Here is a 25,931-nt window from a genome sequence, read left to right as displayed (position 1 = left end):
AGGCACTGACTTCCACGCCGCGTGACGCGGCCAGCAGGGACGACGACTTCATGAGCACCGAGATTGAGACAGAGGGCGGGGGCTTGGAGGGCATTGCCGTCATCGGCATGGGGGCCCGGCTTCCAGGCGCGAAGACGGTGGCGGACTTCTGGAAGAACCTCTGTGGCGGCGTGGAAGGCATCTCCTTCTTCACGGAGGAGGAGCTCATCGCGGAGGGCATCGACCCGGCCATCGTGCGGGCGCCCAACTACGTGAAGGCGGGCGGCGTGCTCGGCGACGCGGAGATGTTCGACGCGGCCTTCTTCGGGCTCAACCCGCGCGAGGCCGCGCTGATGGACCCGCAGCACCGCGTCTTCCTGGAGTGCGCGTGGGAGGCCATGGAAGGCGCGGGCTACAGCCCGGAGCGCCAGCCCGGCCGCGTGGGCGTGTTCGGCGGCATGAGCATGAACACGTACCTGCTCAACAACATCTACGCGCACCTGGCCCACGTCGCGTCGCTGGAGAGCCTCCAGGCGTCCATCGGCAACGACAAGGACAGCCTCACCACCGAGGTGGCGTACCGGCTCAACCTCAAGGGCCCGGCCGTCACGGTGCAGTCGTCCTCGTCCACGTCCCTCACCTGCATCCACTTCGCCTGCCAGAGCCTGCTGGCGTACGAGTGTGACGCGGCGCTGGCCGGCGGCGTCTCCATCCACTTCCCGGAGAAGGCGGGCTACCTCTACTACGAGGGCGGCACCACGGCGCCGGACGGGCACTGCCACACCTTCGACGCCAAGGCCCAGGGCTTCGTCGCGGGCCACGGCTCGGCCGTCCTCATGCTCAAGCGTCTGGACGACGCGGTGCGCGACGGCGACACCATCTACGCGGTGGTGAAGGGCTCGGCCTGCAACAACGACGGCTCCCACAAGGTCAGCTACATGGCCCCCAGCGTGGACGGCCATGCGGAGGCGATTGCCCTCGCGCAGGCGGTGGCGGGCGTGACGCCGGACACCATCAGCTACGTGGAGGCGCACGGCACCGCCACGCAGGTGGGTGACCCGATTGAAGTCGCGGCGCTGACGCAGGCCTTCCGCCAGGGCACGGACGCGAAGCAGTTCTGCGCGCTGGGCTCGGCGAAGACGAACGTCGGCCACCTGGACTCGGCGGCGGGCGCGGTGGGCTTCATGAAGGTGGCGCTGTCGCTGTACCACAAGAAGCTGGTGCCCCACCTCAACTACGACACGCCCAACCCGGCCATCGACTTCGCCAACAGCCCCTTCTTCGTGAACACGCAGCTGCGTGACTGGCCGGAGGGTGCCACGCCACGCCGCGCGGGCGTCAGCTCGCTGGGCATGGGCGGCACCAACGCCCACGCCATCTTGGAAGAGGCCCCGCCGCTGCCGGCCACCGACGCGCCCCGCCGCCCCGCGCAACTGCTGCTGCTGTCGGCCCGCACGGACACCGCGCTGGAGACCGCCACGGACCGGCTGGTGTCACATCTGAAGGCCAACCCCGACGTGTCCCTGGCGGACGTGGCCTTCACGCTTCAGGTGGGCCGCAAGCGCTTCGGCAAGCGCCGCGCGCTGGTGTGCCGCACGGTGGCGGACGCGGTGGAGGCGCTGGGCTCCAGAGACCCGCAGCGCGTGCTCTCCGGCGTGCAGGACTCCGCGGGCCGGCCGGTGATGTTCCTCTTCTCCGGTCAGGGCGCGCAGTACGTGGACATGGGCCGGCAGCTCTACGAGACGGAGGCCGGCTTCCGCGCGGACGTGGACGCGTGCGCGGAGAAGCTCAAGCCGCACCTCGGCCTGGACTTGCGCACGGTGCTCTACCCGCCCGCCGCGCAGAAGGAGGCCGCGACCGAGCGCCTGAAGCAGACGGCGCTCACGCAGCCCGCGCTCTTCGTCATCGAGTACGCGCTGGCGCGCCGGTGGATGGCGTGGGGCGTGAAGCCGCGCGCCATGCTGGGCCACAGCATCGGTGAGTACGTGGCCGCCTGCCTCGCGGGCGTCTTCTCGCTGGACGACGCGCTTTCGCTGGTGGCCGCGCGCGGCCGGCTGATGCAGGGCATGCCGGCGGGCACCATGCTGGCCGTTTCCCTGCCGGAGTCCGAGGTGACGGCGCTGCTGCCCGCGACGCTGTCGGTGGCGGCGGTGAACAGCCCCGGCACGTGCGTGGTGGCGGGGCCGGTGGACGCGGTGGAGTCCTTCGCGGCGCAGCTCGCGTCCCGGAGCGTGGCCACTTCGCGGCTGCACACCTCGCACGCGTTCCACTCGTCCATGATGGACCCCATCCTGGACGCCTTCCGCGACGCCGTGCGCAAGGTGAAGCGCAACGCGCCCACGGTGCCCTACCTGTCCAACGTGACGGGCAAGTGGATCACCACCGAGGAGGCGACGAGCCCGGACTACTGGGCGAAGCACCTGCGCGGCGCGGTGCGCTTCGCGGACGGCGTGGGCGAGCTGCTGAAGGACGCGGACGCCATCCTCCTCGAGGTGGGCCCCGGCAACACGCTGGCCACGCTGTCGCGCCAGCACCCGGCGAAGGGCGCGAAGCACGCCTTCGTCACTTCGCTGCGCCACCCGAAGGAGAACCACTCCGACGCGGAGTTCCTCCTCAACGCCCTGGGCCGGCTGTGGCTGGCGGGCGTGGACGCGGACTGGGACGCGTTCCTCGACGGCGAGCGCCGCCGCCGCATCCCCCTGCCCACCGCACCCTTCGAGCGCCAGAAGTTCTGGGTGGAGCCGAAGAAGATCTCCCACACCGCTACGGCCCACGTGGACGAGACGGCGGGCGCGGACCAGAAGCAGGACGTGTCGCGCTGGTTCTACCTGCCCACGTGGAAGCGCACGCTGCCGCTCGCCTCCGGTGAGTGGGCGAAGACGAAGGCCTGCTGGTGGCTCTTCACCCCGGGCCCGGACGGCCTGGGCGGACAGGTGGCGAAGCGGCTGGCCGACGTGGGCCAGGACGTCATCACCCTCACCCCGGGCCCGCGCACCGCGCAGGTGGCCGCGCGCCAGTGGACGGTGGACCCGAAGGACGCCGCGGGCTACGCGTCGCTGCTGGAGGCCCTCACCGCCGACGGCTTCGCGCCGGACCGCATCCTCCACCTGTGGAGCGCGGAGCCGGAGCAGTCCTCCGGCGAGACGGCGCTCGACACGGCGCTGGAGCGGGGCTTCTCCAGCCTGCTCTTCCTCGCGCAGGCGCTGGGGAAGCAGGGCGGCGCGAAGCCGGTGTCGGTGGTGGCCGTCACGCACCGCATGCAGGCGCTCGCGGACGAGCAGCCCCGACCGGAGTGGGCCACGGTGCTCGGTCCCTGCCGCGTGATTCCTCAGGAGTACCCGCACCTGTCCTGTCGCTCGGTGGACGTCGTCCTCCCGCTGGCGGGGAGCTGGCAGGAGGCCGCGCTGGCGGACGTGCTCCTAGCCGAGTGCGCCGCTGCGTCCCGCGCGGAGGCCGCCGTCGCCTACCGTGGCGGTCAGCGCCACGTGCAGGCCTTCGAGTCCGTGCCCCAGGCCGCCTCGAAGCCGGAGTCCCTGCCGCTGCGCGAGGGCGGCGTGTACCTGCTGCTCGGCGGCTTCGGCACGCTGGGCACCGCGCACGCGAAGGCCATTGCTCGCAAGGTGAAGGCGAAGCTGGTGCTGGCCAGCCGCACCGCGCTGCCAGAGCGCTCCGGCTGGGACGCGTGGCTCACGTCGCACGGTGAGGCGGACGCGGTCAGCCACCGCATCCAGAAGGTGCGGGCGCTGGAGGCGCAGGGCGCCGAGGTGCACGTGGTGGCCGCGGACGTGGCCGACCGGGCGCAGCTCAAGGCGGCCGTGGACGCGACGGTGTCGCGCTTCGGCGCGCTGAATGGCGTGGTGTACGCGGCGGGCGACGTGGACCCGGCGCTCTTCCGAGCCATTCCGGACACGCGCCCGGAGGACGTGCGCAACCACTTCCGCAGCCGCATCCAGGGCCTGTACGCGCTGGAGGAGGCGCTGGCGGGCCGGACGCTGGACTTCTGCCACCTGGCCTCGTCGCTGGCGGCGGTGCTGGGCGGCCTGGGGCTGGCCTCGTATACGGCGGCCACGGGCTTCATGGACGCCTTCGCCGCGAAGCACACGCAGCAGTCCCCGGTGCCCTGGACGAGCGTGGGCTGGGACGCGTGGCGCTTCGAGGAGGGCTCGGCCTCGCCGCTGGCCACGGCCACCCCGTTCGGCGCGCTGGCCATCTCCGCGGACGAGGGCGCGCTGGCCTTCGAGCACCTGCTCTCGCTGGGCCCGGTGGGCCACGTGGCGGTGTCTACCAGCTCCCTGTCCGCCCGCGCCGCACGCTGGACGCGGCCGGAGCAGAAGGAAGAGAAGACCCAGGGCGCGCTGGTGCAGCAGGACGCCGGGGCCGAGGACCGCACCCCGCGCCCCTCGCTGCAGAACCCGTACGTGGCGCCCCGCGACGAGCTGGAGGAGTCGATTGCGCGCCTGTGGGAGTCCACGCTGGGCATCTCCCAGGTGGGCGTCCACGACAGCTTCTTCGAGCTGGGCGGCAACTCGCTGGTGGGCGTGAAGCTCATCGCCCGCGTGCGCGAGCAGTTCAAGGTCTCCATCCCCGCCGTCAGCCTCTACGAGGGCCCGACGGTGCACGCGCTGGCGAAGCTCATCAAGGCGGCCACCCTGCCGCCCGATGTGGCCACGGCCGAGGAAGACGAGTCCAGCATGGACCGGGGTGCGCGCCGCCGCGCCCGCCGCGCCCGCCGGGGTGAGTCCTCCGAGGACGCGCCCGAAGACGAGAGCTGAGCCGTAGACACCGACGGACCCCACACCCGAAGAGTCAGTGCCCATGCCCAACGACATCGCCGCCGACGAGCAGGACATCGCCATCATCGGCATGACCGGGCGCTTCCCTGGAGCGCCCGACCTCGACGCCTTCTGGCGCAACCTGCGCGAGGGCGTGGAGTCCATCCACCCCGTGCAGGACGCGGAGCTGGAAGCGCTGGGCGTGGACGCGGTCCTGCGCAAGGACGCCTCGTGGGTGAAGGCGTCCGCGGCGCTGGAGGGCATGGAGCTCTTCGACGCGGGCTTCTTCGGCTACACGCCCCGCGAGGCGGAGCTGATGGACCCGCAGCACCGCGTCTTCCTGGAGAGCTGCTGGGAGGCGCTGGAGCGCGCGGGCTACGCGCCCGAGGGCTTCAAGGGCGCCATCGGTGTCTTCGGCGGCGCGCCGACGAACACGTACCTGCTGCACAACCTGGTGCCCAACGCGGACCAGCTCAGCATGCTGGACCAGGTGCAGATTGACGTCGCCAACGGCGGCGACTTCCTGGGCACCCGCGTCGCGTACAAGCTCAACCTGCGCGGACCCAGCTACTCCATCTCCAGTGCGTGCTCCACGTCGCTGGTGGCCACGCACGTCGCCGTCCAGAGCCTCCTCAACGAGGAGTGTGACATCGCCCTGGCTGGCGGCGTGTCCGTGCACGTGAAGCACCCGGAGGGCTACCGCTACCTGCCCGGCGGCATCGTCTCGCCGGACGGACACTGCCGCGCCTTCGACGCGAAGGCGGACGGCACGGTGTTCGGCAGCGGCGCGGGCGTGGTGGTGCTCAAGCGCCTGAAGGACGCGCTGGAGGACGGCGACTTCATCCACGCCGTCATCAAGGGCTCCGCCATCAACAACGACGGCTCGGCGAAGGTGGGCTACACCGCGCCGAGCGTCGAGGGCCAGGCCGCCGTCATCGCCGAGGCCCTGGGTGCCGCGGGCATCGAGCCGGAGAGCATCGGCTACGTGGAGGCGCACGGTACGGGAACGAAGATGGGTGACCCCATCGAGGTGCGCGCGCTCACCAAGGCGTTCCGTCCGCGCAAGGCCAGCGCCGCGGCCCCGGCGGCCACCACCACCGCGCGCAAGATTCCCATCGGCTCGGTGAAGACGAACATCGGCCACCTGGCGAACGCGGCCGGTGTGTCCAGCCTCATCAAGGCCGTGCTGTCGCTGCAGCACCGCGAGCTGGTGCCCAGCCTCCACTTCGAGCAGCCCAGCCCGGAGATTGATTTCGACGGCAGCCCCTTCTACGTCAACGCGAAGCTGGAGCCCTGGCCGGCGCACCCGAAGCACCCGCGCCGCGCGGGCGTCAGCTCCTTCGGCGTGGGCGGCACCAACGCGCACATCGTCCTCCAGGAAGCCCCTGCCCTGCCCCCTTCCGGCCCGGCCCGGAAGGCGCAGATGCTGACGCTGTCGGCCCGCTCCGCCACCGCGCTGGATGCCGCCACGCTGCGGCTGACGAAGCACCTGAAGGCGCATCCCGAGCAGTCGCTCGCGGACGTGGCGTACACGCTCCAGGTGGGGCGCCAGCCCATGTCGCACCGCCGCGTGCTGGTGTGCACGGACCGGGACGACGCGCTCGCCGCGCTCGAAGCCGAGGGCACGCCGCGCTGCCTGACGGACGCGCCCCAGGTGCAGGACCGGCCGGTGGCCTTCCTCTTCCCGGGCCAGGGCTCGCAGTACGTGGGCATGGCGCGCGGGCTGTACGACGCCGAGCCCGTCTTCCGTGAGCACCTGGACGCCTGCGCCACGCACCTGCTCCCGCACCTGGGGTTGGATTTGCGCACGGTGCTGTACCCCGACGCCGCGGGCGCGGAGGAGGCGGCGAAGAAGCTGGGCCAGACGGCCCTCACCCAGCCGGCCCTCTTCGCGGTGGAGTACGCACTGGCGCGGCTGTGGATGTCCTGGGGCGTGAAGCCGCAGGCCATGCTGGGGCACAGCGTGGGCGAGTACGTCGCCGCATGCCTCGCGGGCGTCTTCGAATTGAAGGACGCGCTGGCGCTGGTGGCGAAGCGCGGGCAGCTCATGCAGTCACTGCCCGCCGGCTCCATGCTGAGCGTGCAGCTTTCCGAGGACGCGCTGCGGCCGTACCTGACGCCGGAGCTGTCGCTGGCCGCCGTCAACGGGCCGCGCCTCACGGTGGTGGCGGGGCCGACGGAGGCGATTGCGGCGCTCCAGGCGAAGCTGGAGGCCCAGGCCGTGGGCGTAGCGAAGCTGCACACGTCGCACGCGTTCCACTCGGCGATGATGGACCCCATCCTCCCGGCCTTCATGGACGCGGTGCGCGCGGTGAAGCGCAACGCGCCGAAGCTCCCGTTCCTGTCCAACGTGACGGGCACGTGGATTGACGCCGCGCAGGCCACGGACCCGGCGTACTGGGCGCAGCACCTTCGCCAGGCGGTGCGCTTCGACGCGGGCCTGCGTGCGCTCGCACAGAAGCCGCAGCTCGCGTTGCTGGAGGTGGGCCCGGGCACGACACTCGCCTCGCTCGCGCGGCAGCAGCCCGGCGCCGAGACGCGCGTGGCCGTTTCCTGCACGCGGCACCCGCGCGAGACGACCGCCGACGACGTGACGGTGCTCGTGACGGCGCTGGGGAAGCTGTGGCTCAACGGCGTCCACCCGGACTGGGCGGGCTTCACGAAGAAGGAGCAGCGGCGCCGGCTGCCGCTGCCCTCCTATCCCTTCGAGCGGCAGCGCTACTGGATTGATGCCCGCCCTGGCACCGGCCTGGGCGTGGCGCGTTCCGCGGCGGTCGCCAACACCGTTTCGCCGGAGAAGCACAGCAATCCGGCGGACTGGTTCTACGTGCCCTCGTGGAAGCGCGCGCCGCTGCCGCGCACGGCCGTGGCCACCGGGCCCGCGGCCGGCGTGCGGAGCTGGCTGGTGTTCGCGGACACCGTGGGCGTGGCGGACGCGCTCACTACGAAGCTGGTGGCGGCGGGACATGCCGTGGCGCGCGTCGTCGCCGGCACGGGCTTCAGCCAGTTGAATGACGGCAGCTTCACGGTGGACCCGAAGCGGCGCGAGGACTACGCCGCGCTGCTGGACGCGCTCCAGCAGCAGGGCCATGCCGTCGGTGGGGTCATGCACCTGTGGGGCGTGACGGCGGGCAACGTGCTGCGCGAGCTGGCGCTGGACACGGGCCTGCACAGCCTCCTGTCGCTCGCGCAGGCGCTGGGCGCGAAGGGACAGACGGAGCCGCAGCCCTGGTTCGTGGCGACCAGCGGGGCCGCGAAGGTGGAGCGCGCGGACGCACTGGTGCCCGAGTTGGCGGCGCTGCTCGGCCCCTGCCGCGTGATTCCGCAGGAGTACCCGCACCTCACCTGCCGGCTGGTGGACGTGGCCCCGGCGGGCCGGACCGAGGAAGCCGCCGTCCTGGCGGACCACCTGCTGTCGGAGCTCTTCAAGGGCGCCGCGGAGCCGGTGGTTGCCTGGCGCGGGCGCCAGCGCTGGGTACAGACCTTCGAGCCGGTACGGCTGGAGCAGGACGCCGCGTCCAGCCAGCCGCTGCGCGTGCAGGGCGTGTACCTCGTCACCGACGGCCTGGAAGGCCCGGGCCACGTGCTGGCCTCCGACCTGGCGAAGACGCTCCAGGCACGCCTCGCGCTGGTGGAGGGCCCGGACTTCCCGGCCCAGGACCAGTGGGCGCAGTGGCTGGCCACCCACGAGCCGACGGACGCCACGCGCCGCAAGGTGGAGGCCGCGCAGGCGCTGCAAGCGGCAGGAGCCGAGGTGCTGGTGCTCGGCGTGGATGCGACGGACGCGGCCCAACTCCAGGGCGCGGTGACCCGCACGATGGAGCGCTTCGGCCGCCTCGACGGCGTCATCCACGCCGCGAGCGGACTGCGGGGCGCCATGCTGGGGGCCATCCAGGACCTCGGTCCCGAGCAGCGCGCCGCGCACTTCGAGCCCGGCGTGAATGGCCTGCGGGCCCTGGCCGCCGCGCTCCCCGCGGAGGGCCTCGACTTCGTGCTGCTGATGTCCTCGCTGTCCTCGGTGCTGGGCGGCCTGGGCCAGGTGGCACACGCGGCCTCCAGCGCGTACCTGGATGCGTTCGCGGAGGTGCGCTCCGACGCGGGCACCGTGCCCTGGCACAGCGTGGGCTGGGACGCGTGGAAGCTGGACGACACCGCCGCGCTGGGGGCGCTCGCGAAGTTCGCGCTGAGCCCCGCCGAGGGCGTGGACGCCACGCGCCGCATCCTCTCGGGCGCCTCGGGCGGTCCCATCGCCGTGTGCACGGCGGACCTCGCGTCGCGGCGGCGGCAGTCGGCGCGCACCGCTTCGCAGGCCCAGGCGGGCACCGCGACGGGGGGCCGCAAGAGCCACCCGCGCCCCGCGCTGTCCACGGCCTACGTGGCGCCGCGCAATGACCTGGAGCGCACGCTCGCCACGGTGCTGCAGGGGGTGCTGGGCATCGACCCGCTGGGCATCGACGACAACTTCTTCGAGCTGGGCGCGGACTCACTCCTCGCCGTCCAGGCCTCCGCACAGCTCAGGCAGGCCCTCCAGGTGGAGGTGCCGGCCGCCACCCTGTACCAGCGCCCCACGGCGCGCTCGCTCGCGGAGTTGCTGGGCGAAGGCGACGCTGCGACCCGCGAGCGTGCGGACAAGCTGGCGAAGCGCAAGGAAGAACTGAGCCGCCGCAACCAGTGGCTCCACCGCAAGCAGCGGTAGCAGCGCGAACGCGCGCACCGCCCCACACCCCTACGAGAAAGCACCATGGCTGACATCAACGAGACCGACGAGTCCTCCTACGAGGGACTGGCCATTGCCGTCATCGGCATGGCCGGACGCTTCCCCGGCGCGAAGGACGTGGAGCAGTTCTGGAAGAACCTGTGCGCGGGCGTGGAGTCCATCGTCCCCCTCACCGACGACGAACTGCGCGCCGCGGGCGTGCCCGCCGACGAGCTGGGCTCCGGCCGCTACGTGAAGGCGGCGCCGGTGCTGGACGGCGTGGAGAACTTCGACGCGGGCCTCTTCGGCTACACGCCGCTGGAGGCGCGCGTCATGGACCCGCAGCAGCGCCTGCTGCTGGAGTGCGCGTGGGAGGCCCTGGAGCACGCAGGCTATGACCCGGACAAGCACCCGGGCGAGCGCGTCTCCGTCTTCGCCGGCACCCGCACCAGCACGTACCTCTTCCACGTGCTGGCCAACCGCGCCTCGCTCCAGCCGCAGGACCGGCTGCTGGTGGAGCTGGGCAACGACATGTCGTCGCTGGCCACGCGCGTCTCGTACAAGCTCAACCTCACCGGCCCCAGCACCATGGTGCAGACGGCGTGCTCCACGTCGCTCGTCGCCATCCACCTGGCCTGCCAGAGCCTGCTGATGGGCGAGTGCCGCATGGCCCTGGCCGCGGCCACCGCCGTCAACGTGCCGCACCGCGCGGGCTACACCTACGAGCCGGGCAGCATGCTGTCCCCGGACGGGCACGTGCGCCCCTTCGACGCGAAGGCGGAAGGCACCGTCTTCGGCAGCGGCGCGGGCGTGGTGGTGCTCAAGCGCCTGCAGGACGCGCTTGCCGACGGCGACAACGTCCTGGCCGTCGTGCGCGGCTCGGCGGTGAACAACGACGGCTCGCACAAGGCGTCCTTCACCGCGCCCAGCGTGGAGGGCCAGACGGAGGTGCTGCTGGAGTCGCTGGCGTGCGCCGGGCTGGACGCGGACGCCATCAGCTACCTGGAGGCTCACGGCACCGGCACGTCGCTGGGAGACCCGATTGAAATCCTCGCGCTCAACAACGCGTGGCGCGCCAGCACGGACAAGAAGGGCTTCTGCAAGCTGGGCACGGCGAAGGGCAACGTCGGCCACCTGGACGTGGCCGCGGGCATGGCGGGCTTCATCAAGACGGTGATGCAGCTCCAGCACCGCAAGCTGCCGCCCATGCTGAACTTCACGGCGCCCAACCCGCAAATCGACTTCGGCAACAGCCCCTTCACCGTCAACACGAAGCTGACGGACTGGACGGGCTCGGGCCCGCTGCGCGCGGGTGTCAGCTCGTTCGGCTTCGGCGGCACCAACGCCCACGTCATCCTCGAGGAGGCGCCGAAGGCCGAGGCGTCCGGCCCGTCCCGCCCCGCGCAGCTGCTGCTGGTGTCGGCCCGGAGCGAGGCCGCGCTGGACACGGCCACCGACAACCTGGCGGCGTGGCTGAAGGAGCACCCGGGCGCGTCGCTGGCGGACGTGGCCTTCACGCTCCAGATGGGCCGCAAGGACTTCGACCACCGCCGCGTGCTGGTGGCTCGCACCGCGCAGGACGCCGCGGAGGCGCTGGCCTCCCGCGCGCCCACGCGCGTCCTCACGGGCCTGCGTGAGGTGGGCGACCGGCCGGTGGTCTTCATGTTCCCCGGCCAGGGCGCGCAGCACGTGAACATGGCGCGCGAGCTGTATGACAGCGAGCCCGCCTTCCGCGCCGAGGTGGACACCTGCGCGGAGAAGCTCAAGCCGCACCTGGGCCTGGACCTGCGCACCGTCCTCTACCCCGCCCCCGCCGGCGAGGCCGAGGCGACGAAGAAGCTGGAGGGCACCGCGCTCACCCAGCCGGCCCTGTTCGTCATCGAGTACGCGCTGGCGAAGCTGTGGATGGCCTGGGGCGTGAAGCCGCGCGCCATGGTGGGCCACAGCATCGGCGAGTACGTGGCCGCCTGCCTCGCGGGCGTCTTCTCGCTGGACGACGCGCTGGCGCTGGTGGCCACGCGCGGCCGGTTGATGCAGTCGCTGCCCGCGGGCTCCATGCTCGCCGTGCCGCTGCCGGAGGCGGACGTCACGCCGCTGCTGGAGGGGAAGCTGGACCTCGCGGCCGTCAACGGCCCGGCGATGTGCGTGGTGGCCGGCCCCACCGAGGCGGTGGACGCGCTGGAGGCGAAGCTCTCCGCGCGCGGCATCCAGGCGCGTCGGCTGCACACGTCGCATGCCTTCCACTCCGCGATGATGGACTCCATCCTCGCGCCCTTCACGGACGCGGTCCGCCGCGTGCGCCTCCAGGCGCCGAAGCTGCCGTACGTGTCCAACGTGACGGGCACGTGGATTGACGCCGCGCAGGCCACGGACCCGGCGTACTGGGCCCGCCACCTGCGCTCGCCGGTGCGCTTCGCCCAGGGGCTGCGGGAGCTGCTGAAGGACGCCTCCGACGTGCTGCTGGAGGTGGGCCCCGGGCAGACGCTGGGCAGCCTCGCCAAGGCGCAGCCGGAGGCCGCCGGACGCACGGTGCTCTCGTCGTCCCGCCACCCGCAGAAGCCCGAGTCCGACGCCGCGAAGCTGATGGGCGTGCTCGGCGAGCTGTGGCTGGCCGGCGTGCCGGCGGACTGGAAGGGCCTCTACACCGCCCAGAAGCGCCACCGCGTGCCGCTGCCGGGCTACCCCTTCGAGCGCGAGCGCTACTGGGTGGACCCTGTGGAGGGCGCCGCCGCACAGGCGCAGACGCGCGCGCCCACGGGCAAGCATGCGGACGTGGCGGACTGGTTCCACGTCCCCGCGTGGAAGCCCGCGGCCCCGCCCGCGCTGGACGCCGAGGCGCTGGCGAAGTCGCGCTGCTGGGTGCTGCTGGAGGACGGGCTCGGCGTGGGCGAGGCGCTGGCGCGCCGGCTGAAGGCCGCAGGCCGTGACGTCGTCACCGTGAAGGCGGGCAAGGCGTACGCCCGCGAGGACGCGAGTCACTTCACCGCCGCGCCGGACAGCAAGACGGACCTGCAGGCGGTGTTCGCAGACCTGGAGAAGCAGGGCCTGCCCGTCGACGTCGTCGTCCACCTGTGGAGCCTCACGCCCCCGGACCTGACGGGCTCGGGCCCGGAGCTGTTCCGCAAGGTGCAGGACGGCGGCTACTACAGCCTGCTCGCGCTGGGCCAGGCGCTCGCGAAGGGCACCCGGCCGGTGCGCGTGGAGGTCATCTCCAACCGGCTCCATGACTTGGAGGGCGAGCACCAGGCGCTGGCGGAGAAGTCCCCGCTGCTCACCGCCTGCAAGGTGATTCCGCAGGAGCTCCAGCACGTCACCGCCCGCTGCGTGGAGGTGGAGCTGCCGGTGCCGTCGAGCCCCCGCGCGGAGCGGCTGGCCGGAATGCTGGTGGCGGAGTTCAGCGCCCGTGGCTCGGAGCTGCTGGTGGTGCTGCGCGGCACCCGCCGCTACGTCCAGGCCTACACCCCGGTGCGGCTGGAGGCGAAGGGCACGCCGATGGCCCCGATGCGTGAGGGCGGCGTGTACCTCATCACCGGCGGCATGGGCGCGGTGGGCCTGATGCTGGCGGACCACCTGGCGGAGACCTTCAAGGCGAAGCTGGCGCTGCTCGGCCGTACGCCAATGCCGGAGCGGAGCACGTGGGACGCGTGGCTCGCCGGCCATGCCGAGGACGACACGACGAGCCGCCGCATCCGCCGCGTGAAGGAGCTGGAGGCGAAGGGCGCCGAGGTGATGGTGCTCGACGCCGACGTGGCGGACGCCGCGAAGCTCAAGGCGGCGGTGGCCAAGGCGGAGGCCCGCTTCGGCGCGCTGAACGGCGTGCTGCACACGGCGGGCGTCACCCGGGGCGACTCGCCCTACATGGCGCTGACGGACGTGCACCGCGACGCGGCCGAGACGCAGTTCGGCCCCAAGGTGTACGGCACCTACGCGCTGGAAGAGGCGCTGCGCGGGCACGCGGTGGACTTCGTGCTGCTCTTCTCGTCCAGCTCGTCGGTGCTGGGCGGTCTCGCGCACTTCACCTACGCGGCGGGCAACCAGTTCCTGGACGCCTTCGCGGAGAGCCGGCGCGGCCTGGAGTCACCGCGCTGGGTGAGCGCGTCGTGGGACCCGTGGCCCGAGGAGACGAAGCACACCTCGCTGCGCACGGCGATGGACCAGTACACCATGTCGATTCCGGAGGGCACCCAGGCGCTGCGCCGCGTGGTGCAGGCCGGGCTCGACGGCCAGGTGGTGGTCATCACCGGCGACCTGCAGCAGCGCGTGCGCCTGTGGGTCGACCGCGAGGCGAAGGCGCCGGGCGCGCCGCAGAAGAAGGCCGCCAACCGCGTGCGCCGGGGCAAGACGGCCTTCGTGGCGCCGGGCAGTGACCTGGAGAAGGCCGTGGCCGCGCTGTGGAGCGAGCTGCTCGGCGTGGCCGAGGTGGGCCTGCACGACGACTTCTTCGACCTGGGCGGGCACTCGCTGCTGGCCACGCAGCTGCGCAACCAGCTCCAGGCCACCTTCAAGGTGGAGCCGCCGCTGCGCAGCCTCTTCGAAAACCCCACCGTGGCCGGCCTCTCCGGCCTCATCGCGAAGGAACTGGCGGCGCGCGAGGCCGTGCCGTCGAAGCCCCTGGCCGAGGCCCTGCGCACCGCCTTCCCCACCGAGCGCCCGTCGCTCCTGGAGGACTGGCTGCGCCGCAAGGTGGCGAAGGTGACCAACCGCGCAGTGAAGGACCTGCCCGCCAACGGCAGCCTCGCGGGGCTGGACCTGGACGCCATCGGCTCCGAGCTGGAGTTCGACCTGAAGAAGGAGCTCAAGTTCCAGCTCTACCCGCATGAGCTGCGCGAGCACGCCACGCTCCCTGAGCTGTCGCGCTACCTGCTGCTGGAGATGGAGCGCCAGTCGGACCCGGGGCGCTTCGTCACGGATTTGCCGCTGTCCGCCTTCTCGCTGCGTCCCTACCGCCGGCAGGCGTCCGGCCCGAAGGTGCGGGCGGCGAAGAAGAACCCGAGCATGGTCTTCGTGCACTCCACGCCGCGCGCGGGCTCCACGCTCTTCCGCGTCATGCTCGCCGGGCACCCGCGCCTGTTCTGCCCGCCCGAGCTGAACCTCCTCTTCTTCGAGACGATGAAGGAGTGGAAGCAGAACGTGGGCTTCGGCCACGAGATGGAGTGGACCGAGCGCGGCCTGCTGTGGGCCTTCATGGAAATGATGAAGGTGGACTCCACAGCGGGCCAGGCGCACCTCGACAAGCTGGTGGCGGACGACGTCTCCGCGCAGGCCGTCTACGGACGCTTGCAGGAGCTGGCCGGCCCGCGCCTGCTGGTGGACAAGACGCCGCCGTACGCCATGGACCCGGAGACGCTGCAGCGGGGCGAGGAGCTGTTCGACAAGCCGAAGTACCTCTTCCTCCTGCGCCACCCGCTGCCCGTCATGGAGTCGCTGGTGCGCATGCGCTTCGACCGGCTCTTCGGCCCCAGCCTCTTCGGCTCGGCGGACGTGGACCCCTACGCCGTCGCGGAGACGGTGTGGGCGATGCCCAACCAGAACCTGCTCGACTTCTACGCGCGCATCGGCTCCGAGCGCGTGCACTGGGTCCGCTACGAGGAGCTGGTGAGCGACCCGGAGCGGGTGATGAAGGGCGTCAGCGACTTCCTCGAGCTGCCCTACGACGCGGGCATGGTGCAGCCGTACGACGGCAAGCGCGAGCGCATGCTCGGCGGCCTCGGCGACCCGAACATCCTCCAGCACACCCGCATCGAGGGTGAGCGCAGCGACTCCTGGAAGCGCATCCAGTGGCCCCGCGCGCTGGACGCGTCCACGCGCGCGCTGGCCACCCGCCTGGGCTACGAGCTGCCCGAGGCCGCTCCCCTGCCGAAGAAGGCCCCCGCCGCTGGTGGCGAGGCCCGCGCCGAGAAGCTGCTGGAGAACCTGGACAACCTCTCCGACGAGCAGGTCGCCGCGCTGCTGGCGGAGATGGAGGGCGACACGGACAAGGTTGCCTGACCATGGCGCTCACGCCTGAGCAGAAGCGCGCGCGGCTCGCCGAGATGCTGCGCGAGCGCTCACGTGCCCGCCGTGCACCGGTGTCGTTCGCGCAGGAGGGCTTCTGGCTCCAGGAGCGGCTCAACGCCGGGGGGACGGTCTTCAACATCCCCACGGCCGTGCGCCTCTCAGGCACGTTGGACGCGGACGTCCTGCGCCGGGCGCTCGACGAGGTGGCGCGCCGGCACGAGGCGCTGCGGACCACCTTCGTCGAGCAGGACGGACAGCCTCACCAGCTCATCTCCCCCACCGCGGAGACCGCCCTCCCGGTGGTGGAGCTGGGGGAGGTGCCCGAGGACGCCGTGTGGCGCGCGCTGCACGACGAGGCGCGCCGCCCCTTCGACGTGGAGAAGGGGCCGCTGCTGCGGGCGGTGCTCTACCGGATGAGCGCCACCGAGCATCTGCTGCTGCTCAACGTGCACCACCTCGTCTCGGACGCGTGGTCCCTGGGAGTGCTGGTGCGGGAGCTGGGCGCGCTCTACCCGGCGCTCGCCGAGGGGCGTGCGTCTCCCCTGCCTCCGCTGCCCATGCAGTACGCGGATTACGCGGCGTGGCAGCGCGGCTGGCTCCAGGGAGAGGTGCTGGAATCGCGGCTCGCCTGGTGGCGCGACCGGCTGGACGCGGATGCGGTGCTGGAGCTGCCCACGGACCGGCCCCGGACCCCGGAGGCCTCCACGCGTGGCGCGCGGCAGACGGTGGTGCTGCCCCTGGCGTTGCTCGACTCGCTCCGGACGCTGGCCCGCAGCGAGGGCTGCACCCTCTTCTCGCTCCTGCTGGCCGCGTACGGCGTGCTGCTGTCCCGCTACAGCGGGCAGCCGGACGTCGTCGTGGGCACGCCGGTGGCCGGGCGCTCCCGCGCGGAGCTCGAGGGGCTGGTCGGGCTGTTCGTCAACGCCCTGCCCCTGCCGCTGGACCTGTCCGGGGACCCGTCCTTCCTCGCGCTGCTCGGCCGCGTACACGAGGGTGTCCTCGGGGCCATGGCCCACCAGGACGTGCCCTTCGAGACGCTGGTGGAAGCGCTCCGGCCCGAGCGGCGGCCGGGCATCACGCCCCTGTTCCAGGTATCGCTCACCCTCCAGAACGCGCCCCTGCCTCCGCTGGAGCTGCCGGGGTTGCGCATGGAGGCGCAGCCTGTCGACAGCGGCGCCAGCCAGCAGGATGTGTCCCTGCTGCTCACCGAACTGGAGCAGGGACTGCGCGTCGCGGTGGTGTACCGCACCGACCTCTTCGAGTCCGAGCGCATCTCCCGCATGCTGGGGCACCTGCGCACGCTGCTGGAGGGCATCGTCGCCGCCCCCGGCAAGCGCCTGAGCGAGCTGCCGCTGCTGTCCGCCGAGGAGCAGCGGCAGGTGCTCGTGGACTGGAGCGGCCGGGCCGAGCCCTTCCCCGATGGCGCCTGCATCCACGAGTTGTTCGAGGCGCAGGCACGGCACACGCCGGATGCGGAGGCGGTGCGCTTCGAAGCCACGGTGCTCACGTACGCGCAGCTCGACGCTCGCGCCAACGCGCTCGCGCACCTGCTGCGTGCCTATGGTGTGAGCGCGGAGACTCGCGTGGCGCTGTGCCTGCCGCGCTCGCCCGAGTGGGTGGTGGCGGTGCTCGCCGTGCTCAAGGCCGGTGGGGCCTTCGTCCCCATGGACCCCGCCTATCCCTCGGAACGGCTGGAGTTCATGCTGGAGGATTGCGGCGCGCCGCTGCTGCTGACGCACTCTTCGCTCGACCTCCAGACGCCTCCTGGCGTGCTGGGGTTGGCCATGGACGCGCTGCAGACGCGTCTGGCCGGCCAGCCGACGACTCCGCTTGCATCGCGGACCCCGGCCGATGGGCTCGCATACGTCATCTACACCTCCGGCAGCACCGGCCAGCCCAAGGGCGTCATGGTGCCCCACCGGGGCGTGCCCAACCTCGCGCGAAGCCAGGTGCAGCCACAGGGGCTGGGGCCCGGCACGCGCGTGCTCCAGTTCGCCTCGCCCGGCTTCGACGCCTTCGTCTGGGAAGCCATTCCCACGCTGCTCTCCGGCGCCACGTTGTGCCTGGCCTCTGACGAGGCACTGCAGCCCGGCCCCGCCCTGGCCCGACTGCTCCAGCAGCACGATGTCCACGTCCTCGCCCTGACGCCCTCCGCCCTCACCGCCCTGCCAGCCGAGGGACTGGACTCGCTGCGCATCGTCGTCTCCGCGGGCGAGGCCTGCTCCCCCGAGTTGGTACGCAAGTGGGCCCCCGGCCGTCACTTCATCAACGCCTACGGCCCCACCGAAGCCACCGTCTGCGCCTCCATGGCCACGTGCGCGCCCGACGGCCAGCAGCCCTCCATCGGCGAGCCCCTGCCCAACGTGCGCGTCTTCGTCCTCGACGCCCACCTCCAGCCCGTCCCCGTCGGCGTGCCCGGCGAGCTCTTCATCGGCGGCGTCGGCGTGGCACGCGGCTACCTGCACCGCCCCTCTCTCACCGCCGAGCGCTTCGTCCCTGACGCCTTCAGCGGCACTCCCGGCTCCCGCCTCTACCGCACCGGAGACCGCGTGCGCTGGAGCACCGACGGCCAGCTGGAGTACCTCGGCCGCACCGACTTCCAGGTGAAGCTGCGCGGCTTCCGCATCGAGCTGGGCGAAGTCGAAGCCCTCCTGCGCTCCCATCCGGACGTCTCCGACGCCGTGGCCCTGGTGCGGGACGACAGCCCCACAGGCCCCAGGCTCGTCGCCTACGTCGTGCCCTCGGCCACCGCCTCCGCGCCGGACTCGCAGGTGCTGCGCGACTTCGTCTCCACGCGCCTTCCGGAGCACATGGTGCCCTCGGCGCTGGTGCCACTGCCGTCGCTGCCGCTGACAGCCAACGGCAAGGTGGACCGGAAGGCCCTGCCCGCTCCAGACATGAGCGCCACCGGCGCGGCCTCCGCCGCATACGCGCCTCCGAGCACGCCCACCGAGGAGCTGCTCGCGGACATCTGGACCCAGGTGCTGGGGGTCTCGCGTGTGAGCAGGGGCGACAACTTCTTCGAGCTGGGCGGCCACTCGCTGCTGGCCACCCAGGTCGCCTCCCGCATCCGCGCCGTCTTCGGCACGGAGCTTCCCGTGCGGGAGCTCTTCGCGGCGCCCACTCTGGGCGCGCTGGCCCGGCAGGTGGACGTAGCTCGCGGGGCCACGGGAGGGAGCACGCTTCCGCCGCTCGCCCCCGTGCCGCGCACGGGCGAGCTGCCGCTGTCCTTCGCGCAGCAGCGGCTGTGGTTCATCGACCAGCTCGAACCCGGCAACTCGACGTACAACATGCCCGCCGCCCTCCGCCTGGAGGGCACCCTGGACGCCGGTGCACTGGAAGCCGCGCTGGCCGAGGTGGTGCGCCGCCACGAAGCCCTGCGCACCACCTTCGTCTCGCGCGAGGGCCAGCCCGCACAGCACATCCAGCCGGACCCGACGTTCCACCTCCCCCAGGTGGACCTGACGTCATGCTCCGACTCCGGAGAGGAGGCCCGTCGCCTCGCGCGTGAAGAAGCCCTGCGCCCCTTCGACCTCGCCGCGGGCCCCCTGCTGCGCGCCATGCTGCTGCGCCTCGGCGACACCGAGCACGTGCTGCTGCTCACGCTGCACCACATCGTCTTCGACGGCTGGTCCCTGGGCGTGCTGGTGCGCGAAGTCGCGGCGCTCTACGCCGCCTTCATGCGGGGCCAGCCTTCGCCGCTCGCGCCCCTCCCGGTCCAGTACGCGGACTACTCCGTCTGGCAGCGCGGCTGGCTCGAAGGCGAGGTGTTGGACGGGCAGCTCTCGTGGTGGAGGCAGCGGCTGGACGGCGTGCCGCACTCGCTGGAGCTGCCCACCGACAGGCCCCGTCCCGCCGTGCCGTCCTCGCGTGGCGCCTTCGTGCCCGTGCGAATCCCCACGGACCTCTCCGAGCAACTCGAGGCCCTCTCGCGGCGGCAGGGCGCGACGCCGTTCATGACGCTGCTGGCCGCCTTCCAGGTCCTGCTGCACCGCCACTCCGGACAGGACGACCTCGTCGTCGGCTCGCCCATCGCCGGCAGGAATGACGCGGGGACCGAAGGGCTCATCGGCTTCTTCGTCAACAACCTGGCCCTGCGCGCTCGCATCGACCCGCGCGCTTCGTTCCTCGCGCTGCTGGAGCAGGTGCGGGAGACCACGCTCGCCGCCTACGAGCACCAGGACGTGCCCTTCGCGAAGCTCGTCGAGGAGCTCCGCCCGCAGCGAAGCCTCAACCAGGCGCCGCTGTACCAGACCAGCTTCAGCCTGCTGAACACGCCCATGCCCGCGCTGGAGCTTCCCGGACTGCGGCTGCTCCCGCTCCTTCCGGACACCGTGCCGGCGAGGTTCGACCTGAACCTCGCGCTGGAGGAGACGACGGAGGGCTTCAGCGGCAGCCTCCACTACGCCACCGACCTGTTCGACGCCTCCACCATCCAGCGCATGGCGGGGCATCTCCGGACCCTGCTCTCGGCCATCTGCCAGGACGCCACCCGGCCGGTGGCGATGCTGCCGCTGCTGTCCGCCGAGGAGCAGCGGCAGGTGCTCGTGGACTGGAGTGGCCGGGACGAGCCCTTCCCGGACGGCGCCTGCATCCACGAGTTGTTCGAGGCGCAGGCACGGCACACGCCTGATGCGGAGGCGGTGCGCTTCGAAGCCACGGTGCTCACGTACGCGCAGCTCGACACTCGCGCCAACGCGCTGGCCCACGTGCTGCGTGCCCATGGCGTGCGCGCGGAAACGCGTGTCGCCTTGTGCCTTCCGCGCTCGCCCGAGTGGGTGGTGGCGGTGCTCGCCGTGCTCAAGGCCGGTGGCGCCTTCGTCCCCATGGACCCCGCCTATCCCTCGGGACGGCTGGCCTTCATGCTGAAGGACTGCGCCGCGCCGCTGCTGCTGACGCACTCTTCGCTCGATGTGCCAGCGCCGCACGGGGTGCTGGTGCTGGAGGTGGATGCACTCACGCAGCAGCTCTCCGGTCAGCCCTCCACGCCGCCTGCGCCGCTGGCCAGCGTGGAGGGGCTCGCGTACGTCATCTACACCTCCGGCAGCACCGGCCAGCCCAAGGGAGTCATGGTGCCCCACCGGGGCGTGCCCAACCTCGCGCGAAGCCAGGTGCAGCCACAGGGGCTGGGGCCCGGCACGCGCGTGCTCCAGTTCGCCTCGCCCGGCTTCGACGCCTTCGTCTGGGAGGCCATTCCCACGCTGCTCTCCGGCGCCACCCTCTGCCTTGCTTCCGATGAAGCACTGCAGCCCGGCCCCGCGCTGGCGCGACTGCTGAAACAGCAGGACGTCCACGTCCTCTCCCTGACGCCCTCCGCCCTCTCCGCCCTGCCAGCGGAAGGACTGGACTCGCTGCGCACCGTCGTCTCCGGCGGTGAGGCCTGCTCCCCCGAGCTGGTGGCCAGGTGGGCCCCCGGCCGAACCTTCCTCAACGTCTACGGCCCCACCGAAGCCACCGTCTGCGCCACCTTCGCTCCCTGCGTCGCGGATGGCTCCACTCCACCTCTCGGACGCCCGCTTCCCAACGTGCGCGTCTTCGTCCTCGACGCCCACCTCCAGCCCGTCCCCGTCGGCGTGCCCGGCGAGCTCTTCATCGGCGGCGTCGGCGTGGCGCGCGGCTACCTGCACCGGCCCTCTCTCACCGCCGAGCGCTTCGTCCCTGACGCCTTCAGCGGCACTCCCGGCTCCCGCCTCTACCGCACCGGAGACCGCGTGCGCTGGAGCACCAACGGCCAGCTGGAGTACCTCGGCCGCACCGACTTCCAGGTGAAGCTGCGCGGCTTCCGCATCGAGCTGGGCGAAGTCGAAGCCGTCCTGCGCTCCCATCCGGACGTCTCCGACGCCGTCGCCCTGGTGCGGGACGACGGCCCCACAGGCCCCAGGCTCGTCGCCTACGTCGTGCCCTCGGCCACCGCCTCCGCGCCGGACTCGCAGGTGCTGCGCACCTTCCTCGCCCAGCAGCTTCCCGAGCACATGGTGCCCTCGGCACTCATGGCGCTCCCGGCCCTGCCCGTCAGTCCCAACGGCAAGATGGACAGGGCAGCGCTCCCCTCACCCGACTCCGCCACGGTGACGGTGAAGCACGTCGCGCCGCGCACGCCCACCGAGGTGTTGCTCGCGGATATCTGGGCCCAGGTGCTCGGCGTCTCGCGAGTTGGGGTCGATGACAACTTCTTCGAGCTCGGCGGCCACTCGCTGCTGGCCACCCAGGTCGTTTCCCGCATCCGCGCCGTCTTCGGTACCGATTTCGCCGTGCGCGAGCTCTTCTCCGCCCCGACGCTGGGCGAGCTGGCCCGACAGGTGGACGCGGCCCGGAGCGAGACGCAAGGCCTGACGCTTCCACCGCTCGCCCCCGTGCCGCGCACGGGCGAGCTGCCGCTGTCCTTCGCACAGCAGCGGCTGTGGTTCATCGATCAGCTCGAGCCGGGCATGGCGACGTACAACATGCCCACCGCCCTGCGGCTGGACGGCGCCCTGGCCCCAGAGGCCCTCGAAGCCGCGCTGCTGGAAGTGGTGCGCCGCCACGAGGCCCTGCGCACCACCTTCGTGTCCCGCGAAGGCCAGCCCGTGCAGTGCATCCACCCCGAGGGCACCTTCCACCTGTCCCAGGTGGACCTGACGCCGCTACCCGAATCTCAGCGCGAGGACGAGGCCCGGCGTCTCGCGCGTGAAGAGGCCCTGCGCCCCTTCGACCTGGCCACCGGCCCGCTGCTTCGCGCCGTCCTGCTGCGCCTCGGCGAAGACACGCACGTGCTGCTGCTCACGCTCCACCACATCGTCTCCGACGGCTGGTCCATGGGCGTGCTGGTGCGCGAAGTCGCCGCCCTCTACGAAGCCTTCTCCCAGCACCGGCCCTCTCCCCTTCCTCCCCTGCCCGTCCAGTACGCCGACTTCTCCGGCTGGCAGCGCCAGTGGCTGCAAGGCCCCGTCCTCGACGAGCACCTCGCCTGGTGGCGCCAGCACCTCGCTGACGTCCCCCATGCCCTGGAGCTGCCCACCGACAAGCCCCGCCCCGCAGTCCAGTCCTCTCGCGGTGCTTCCGTCCCCGTCCTTCTTCCTCCGCCCCTCGCAGACGCCCTCGACGCTCTCTGCCGCCAGCACGCCGTCACCCCCTTCATGGCCCTGCTGGCCTCCTACTCCCTCCTGCTCCACCGCTACTCCGGACAGTCCGAGCTGCTCGTCGCCTCTCCTCTCGCCGGCCGCGACTCCCCGGAGCTCGAAGGCCTCATCGGCTTCTTCGTCCGCACCCTCCCCCTCCGCTCCCGCCTCTCTCCTTCCGACTCCTTCCTCGCACTGCTCTCCCAGCTGCGCGACTCCACCCTCGACGCCTTCGCTCATCAGTCCCTCCCCTTCGAGCGCATCGTCGACTCCCTCCACCTCCAGCGGGACCTCAGCCGCCCTCCCCTCGTCCAGGTCCTCTTCGCTCTCCAGAACGCGCCGCTCCCTCCGCTCTCCCTCCCCGGCCTCTCCCTCCGGCCGCTGGAGGGCCCGGGCAGCGAGGTCATCAAGCTGGAGCTGGAGCTGTACCTGTGGCGGACGCCCGGGGGCTACGCAGGGCAGCTCGCCTACAACGTGGACCTCTTCGAGCGCTCCACGGCCGAGCGCCTCGCCGCGCACTTCCGTCAGTTGATGGAAGCGCTGGTGGCCCGGCCCGAGGCGTCCCTCGCGTCGGCCTCCATCCTCACCGGGCCCGAGCGCCAGCGGATGCTCGTGGACTGGAACGCGACGGCCACCGACTACCCTCGCGACGTCACCCTTCCCGAGGGCTTCGCCCGGGCCGCGGCCCGCTACCCCGACGCCATCGCCGTGCAGCTCGGCGGGGCGCGCCTCACGTACCGGCAGCTCGATGAGCGCTCCAGCCAGCTCGCGCACCACCTGCGCGCCCTGGGCGTGTCCACCGATGACCGGGTGGCGCTCGGGCTGGAGCGCTCGCTGGAGCTCATCGTCTGCATCGTCGCGGTCGCCAAGGCGGGCGGCGCCTACGTCCCGCTGGACGTCAACTCTCCCGCCGCGCGGCTGGCCAACATGGTGGAGGACGCACGTCCTCGCGTCTTCATCACCCGGCGCGCGCTCGTGTCCCGGCTGCCCACCGAGGGCCTCTCCACCGTGGTGCTGGAGGACATGCCCCTGGACGGCCTGCCCACCACCGCGCCGCCCTCGACGGCCACGCCCGGCAGCCTCGCGTACATCATCTTCACCTCGGGTAGCACCGGCCGCCCCAAGGGCGTCGCCATCGAGCACCGGACCGTGCAGCGCACCGTCTTCGGCGTCGACTACCTCGACTACGGCCCCGAGGAGACCATCCTGCAGACGGCCCCCGTCTCCTTCGACGTCTCGGTCGCGGAGGTCTGGGGAGCGCTGCTGCACGGGGCCCGGCTCGTCCTGATGCCACCCCACACGCCGTCGCTCGAAGAGCTGGCGACGCTGGTGCGCCGCGAGCGCATCTCCACGCTCTGGCTCGCCTCCGGCCTCTTCAGCCAGATGGTGGAGTTCGAGTTCGAGTCGCTGCGCACGGTGAAGCAGATCATCTCGGGCGGTGACGTGGTGAGCGCGCTTCACGCGCGGCAGGTGCTGGAGCAACTGCCGGGCTCGCTCACCAACGGCTACGGCCCCACCGAGACCACCGTCTACGCCGTCTGCTACCGCATGACGGAGCCCTCGCAGGTCAGCACCACGGTCCCCATCGGCAGGCCCATCGGCAACACGCGCGTGTACGCGCTGGACGAGGGAGGGCAGCCGGTGCCCGTGGGGGTCGTGGGAGGGCTGTTCATCGGCGGAGAGTGCGTGGGCCGCGGCTACGTGGAGCAGCCCGCCCTCACCGCCGAGCGCTTCGTCCCGGACCCGTTCTCCACCGTGCCCGGCGCGCGCCTCTACCGCACGGGAGACCGCGTGCGCTGGCGCGAGGATGGAATCCTCGAGTACCTCGGCCGCGCCGACAGCCAGGTGAAGGTTCGCGGCTTCCGAATCGAGCTGGGAGAGGTCGAAGCCGCCCTGCTCTCCCACCCGCGAGTGCGCGAGGCCGTGGCCCTGGTGCGCGAGGACCTCCCCGGGGACAAGCGCCTTGCGGGCTACGTCGTGCCGGCGCCCGCGGAGGCGCAAGGCGAGCTGCAGCCGTCCGAGCTGCGCGCCTACCTCCAGCAGCGCCTGCCCGAGTACATGGTGCCCTCGGCACTCGTGGTGCTCCCGGCCCTGCCGCTGACGGCGAATGGCAAGGTGGACCGGAGGGCGCTCCCCGCGCCGGGCGCGCCGTCCTCTGGCGCCAGCGGCGCGGCGCCACGCACGCCCACGGAGACACTGCTCGCGGACATCTGGGCCCGGTTGCTGGGCGTGCCGCGCGTCGGCGCCGACGACAACTTCTTCGACCTGGGAGGCCATTCGCTGCTGGCCACCCAGGTCGTCTCCCGCATCCGCTCCGCCCTGGGCGCCGAGCTCTCCCTTCGGGAGTTCTTCGCCACGCCGACGCTGGGCGCGCTGGCCCGGCAGGTGGACGCGGCCCGGCAGCCCGCCCCCGGCTTCGCGCGGCCGCCGCTGGTGCCGGTGCCGCGCACGGGCGAGCTGCCGCTGTCCCTCGCGCAGCAGCGGCTGTGGTTCATCGACCAGCTCGAGCCCGGCAGCCCGCTCTACAACATCCCCATCTCCCTGCGCCTGGAAGGAGCGCTGGAGGCGGACGTCCTGGAGGCCGCGCTGAAGGAAGTGGTGCGCCGCCACGAGGCCCTGCGCACCACCTTCGTCTCCCGCGAAGGTCAGCCCGTGCAGTGCATCCACGCGGACGGCGGCTTCGGCCTCACGCGAGAGTCGCTGGAGGAACTGTCAGAGCCACGCCGTGCGGAAGAAGTGCGGCGCATCGCAAGCGAGGAGGCCCTGCGCTCCTTCGACCTGGCCACCGGCCCGCTGCTTCGCGCCGTCCTGCTGCGCCTCGGCGAAGACACGCACGTGCTGCTGCTCACCCTCCACCACATCGTCTCCGACGGCTGGTCCATGGGCGTACTGGTGCGCGAAGTCGCCGCCCTCTACGAAGCCTTCTCCCAGCACCGGCCCTCTCCCCTTCCTCCCCTGCCCGTCCAGTACGCCGACTTCTCCGGCTGGCAGCGCCAGTGGCTGCAAGGCCCCGTCCTCGACGAGCACCTCGCCTGGTGGCGCCAGCACCTCGCTGACGTCCCCCATGCCCTGGAGCTGCCCACCGACAAGCCCCGCCCCGCAGTCCAGTCCTCTCGCGGTGCTTCCGTCCCCGTCCTTCTTCCTCCGCCCCTCGCAGACGCCCTCGACGCTCTCTGCCGCCAGCACGCCGTCACCCCCTTCATGGCCCTGCTGGCCTCCTACTCCCTCCTGCTCCACCGCTACTCCGGACAGTCCGAGCTGCTCGTCGCCTCTCCTCTCGCCGGCCGCGACTCCCCGGAGCTCGAAGGCCTCATCGGCTTCTTCGTCCGCACCCTCCCCCTCCGCTCCCGCCTCTCTCCTTCCGACTCCTTCCTCGCACTGCTCTCCCAG

The 25,931-nt window shown here is 72.1% G+C and carries 3 protein-coding genes and 1 pseudogene; all 4 read left to right on the top strand.

What is annotated here, in order from left to right; genetic code table 11:
• Positions 1-50 precede the first annotated feature (50 nt).
• Complete coding sequence (locus G4D86_RS31820; protein WP_163997850.1) at positions 51-4,751, top strand: type I polyketide synthase; 4,701 nt, start codon at positions 51-53, stop codon at positions 4,749-4,751.
• Between the two features lie 43 nt (positions 4,752-4,794).
• Entirely contained in the window at positions 4,795-9,447 is a 4,653-nt protein-coding gene (locus tag G4D86_RS31815) for a type I polyketide synthase (RefSeq protein ID WP_163997849.1), read from the top strand.
• A gap of 45 nt (positions 9,448-9,492) precedes the next feature.
• Positions 9,493-15,060, top strand: a pseudogene (locus G4D86_RS31810) (SDR family oxidoreductase); the annotation flags it as partial.
• Between the two features lie 377 nt (positions 15,061-15,437).
• The coding region (locus G4D86_RS31805; RefSeq protein ID WP_163997847.1) for a non-ribosomal peptide synthetase at positions 15,438-25,931 on the top strand (10,494 nt) is incomplete at its 3' end.

Source organism: Pyxidicoccus caerfyrddinensis (assembly GCF_010894405.1).
Lineage (GTDB): Bacteria > Myxococcota > Myxococcia > Myxococcales > Myxococcaceae > Myxococcus > Myxococcus caerfyrddinensis.
This window is presented reverse-complemented; position numbering and strand designations above follow the sequence as displayed.

What these genes read in the sequence shown, in the direction of transcription:
- G4D86_RS31820 (WP_163997850.1), top strand. Translation starts at nt 51, where the DNA reads ATGAGCACCGAGATTGAGACAGAGGGCGGGGGCTTGGAGGGCATTGCC.
- G4D86_RS31815 (WP_163997849.1), top strand. Translation starts at nt 4,795, where the DNA reads ATGCCCAACGACATCGCCGCCGACGAGCAGGACATCGCCATCATCGGC.